Source organism: Streptomyces sp. NPDC006265 (assembly GCF_040613555.1).
Classification (GTDB): Bacteria; Actinomycetota; Actinomycetes; order Streptomycetales; family Streptomycetaceae; genus Streptomyces.
In genome coordinates this window covers 1-3,293 of the sequence record NZ_JBEXSH010000956.1, presented here as the reverse complement: position 1 = coordinate 3,293, position 3,293 = coordinate 1, and the positions used below count along the sequence as shown (strand labels likewise).

At 73.5% G+C, this 3,293-nt stretch carries 2 protein-coding genes; both read left to right on the top strand.

Annotated elements, in window-relative coordinates:
- Positions 1–1,044 (top strand): RICIN domain-containing protein (locus ABZ281_RS43400; protein WP_356663669.1); only part of this gene is annotated, 1,044 nt, incomplete at its 5' end.
- A gap of 143 nt (positions 1,045–1,187) precedes the next feature.
- On the top strand, positions 1,188–3,293 hold a 2,106-nt coding region (locus tag ABZ281_RS43395; protein ID WP_356663667.1), incomplete at its 3' end, for a right-handed parallel beta-helix repeat-containing protein.

The following is a 3,293-nucleotide window of genomic DNA, read 5'->3' as shown; positions in this document are numbered from 1 at the left end:
GGCGCCGCCACCGAGCCCGGCCCCGACTCCGCCACCGAGCCCGGCACTGGCGCCGGCACAGAACCTGGCACCGAACCCGGCACCGACTCCGGCACCGACTCCGGCACCGACTCCCGCCCCGACACCGACCCCGGCGCCGCCGCGGCCGCCAAGAGCCGGCTCCCCGCGCTCGTACGCACCATGACCGTGACCGCCATCGACCGGCCGCAGGAGCAGGCTGGACCCGTAGGGCGGCCGGGCAAGGCGGTGCTGGCCGGTGCCGCCGTCGCCGGGGCGCTGCTTGTGTCGGTGCCGTTCCTGGTGCTCGGCGGGCACGTCGACAAGGACCGGGGGACGTCCTCGTCGGCGGGAACCGTGCTCGGCGGTAACGCGCAGGACGCACCGGGCGAGTTCGCGGTGACCGACTCCGGCTCTCCTTCCCCGAGCGGCAGCGGGAAGGACGCGGGCAAGGGCGGGAACAAGCCGGAGAAGGCAGTGCGGGAGAGCGCCGCGTCCGCCTCCGCGAAGGGCAAGGACGCGGGCGGCTCCGGGGGCACGGACAAGGGCGAGCCGAAGAAGAAGTCCGGCGAAGCCGCCCAGCCGAAGAAGAAGCAGAACGGCGGGACGAAGGCCGACGAGGTCAAGAACGCTCCCGCCGGTGGAGGTTCGGGGGTGACGCTCAGTTCCCCCGTCGCCCTGCGCAGCCATCTCTCGGGCCGCTGCATCGACGTACCCTGGAGCGACTTCAGCGACGGAGCGAAGCTGTTCGTCTGGGAATGCAACGGCTCCCAGGCGCAGCAGTGGCGGTTCGCCTCCGACGGCACGATCCGTATGAAGGACAAGTGCCTGGACGTGGCCAACGCGGACTTCAGCGACGGGACCCCCATCCAGATCGCCTGGTGCAACGGCAACAACGCCCAGAAGTTCGTGCTGAACGGCGCCCACGACCTGGTGAACACCGTGGTCGGCAAGTGCGTCGACATCAAGGACAACAACCGGGACAACGGGGCCTGGCTGGTCCTGTTCAGCTGCAACGGCGGCGACAACCAGAAGTGGAGCGTCTGAGGAACGCCCCCGTGCGGGGAGCACCGCTCCCGGCATCCGCCCGCCCCGAGGGCGAGGCATGATGGCACCGTCGGTTCGCCGACACCCGCCCCCGGCGAAGGGGGCATCCGCTGAAGACGCCGCCATGGCAAGGAGGTTGGTGCGTGTCGCGCCAGGTACTGACGGTCGGGCCCGGGGACCGGGACCGCTACCGGACGATCGGTGAGGCACTCGCGGCCGCCCGTACCGGTGCGCTGATCAGCGTCCGGCCCGGGGCGTATCCCGAGAACCTGGTGATCCAGACCCGGGTCACCCTCACCGCCGCCGAGGGGCGGGGCACCGTGGAGATCCGGCCGCGCTCGGGCAGTGTGCTCGCGCTGCGCGCCGACGCCGTGATGCTGTCCGAACTGACCCTGCGCGGCGGCGACGCCGAGCTGCCGGCCGTGGACGTACGGCGCGGGCAGGCCGCGCTGGACGGCTGCGAGGTCGTCGGAGCCGCCTGGACGGCGATGCTGGCCGGGGGCACCGGTTCGCTCGCGCTGCGGGACTGCCGGGTGAGCAACCCCCAGGGCGCCGGCATCGTGGTCACCTCGACCACGCCCACCACCGTGGAGTCCTGCACCCTCGAACACCTGGGCACCAGCGGTGTGGTCCTCGCCGAGCAGGGCGAGGCCCGCCTGCGCGGCTGTACCGTGCGCGGCGCCCGCGGCAACGGCCTGCTCGCCAACGGCGAGGCCCGCGGCGCCGTCGAGGACTGCGACATCTCCTCCACCGACAAGCCCTCCATCGCACTGGAGCAGAACTGCTCCCTGACGGTGGTCCGCACGGTGGTGCACGACACCAGCACGGGCGTGCACCTCAGCAGCGCCGGGCGTACGACGCTGGAGGACGTCCGCGTCACCGGGGCGTCCGCGAACGGGATCGCGCTGGCCGGGGGCACCGACCCGGTGCTGCGCCGCTGTCGCGTCTCGCGCACCCGCGGCCACGGCGTACTGGTCACCGACCGGGCGCGCGGCACCTTCGAGGACTGCTGGGTGGACGGCGCCCAGGGCGCGGCCCTGCGGGTCGCCGGGGCCGCCTCCCCGGCGCTGACCGGTCTGACGGTCCGCGACTGCGAGGACATCGGTCTGCTCCTGGAGGAGGACTCGGCGGTGGAACTGGACCGCCTGGAGGTGATCGGCGGCACGCCCGCGGTCGCCGTGCGCGCCGGGGCCAACCCGCTGCTGCGCCGGGCCCGGCTGGTGGAGCCCTCCGGCGACGGCATCGCGGCCGTCAAGGACGCCCGGGGCCGCGTCGAGGACTGCGAGGTCGTACGACCGAAGGGCGCCGGAGTGCGCGTCGCCTCCGGCAGCACCCTCTACCTGGCCGGCGGCGGGGTCTCCGAGGCCGCCACGCACGGCCTGGTCGTGGAGGACGGCGGCAACGTCACCGTGCGCGACTTCCGCGTGGAGATGTCCGAGGAGGACGGCGTGGTGGTGGCCGCCGGCGGCGAGCTGACCGCCAACCGCACCGCGGTGCACGCGCCCAAGGGGCACGGATTCCTGCTCCGCGAGGGCGCGTTCGCCTCGCTCAGCGGCTGCGAGGTGACGGGCGGCTCTCAGGACGGCTTCCGGGTGGAGACCACGGCGCCCGTCTCGCTCGTGAACTGCTTCGCCCGGGAGAACGAGGGCGGTGGCCTGGTGCAGACCGCGCCCGGCGAACGGCTCGCCGTGGAAGGGCTGAGCAGCACCGGCAACGGCAAGCGCGACGCCTGGGGCAGCGGCAGCGCCGAGAACACCGACCCGGCCGGTTCCGGCGCCGCCGACGCGCCCCCGCCCGACCGCGCCGACGGGCCGCTCGGCGCCCTCAACGCGCTGATCGGCCTGGACAACGTCAAGCAGCAGGTGCGCACCCTGGTCAACCTGACCCAGCTCGCCCAGCGCCGTGAGCAACTCGGCATGTCCGCACCGCCGATGAGCCGACATCTGATCTTCGCCGGGCCGCCCGGCACCGGCAAGACGACCGTCGCCCGCCTCTACGGGGCGATCCTGGCCGAACTGGGCTCGCTGCGCAGCGGGCACCTCGTGGAGGTCTCGCGCGCCGACCTGGTCGCGCAGGTCGTCGGCGGCACCGCCATCAAGACCACCGAGACCTTCCAACGGGCGCTCGGCGGAGTGCTGTTCATCGACGAGGCGTACACGCTCACCGCGGACAGCGGCAACGGCGGCGCCGACTTCGGCCGCGAGGCGGTGGACACCCTGCTGAAGCTGATGGAGGACCACCGCGACGAC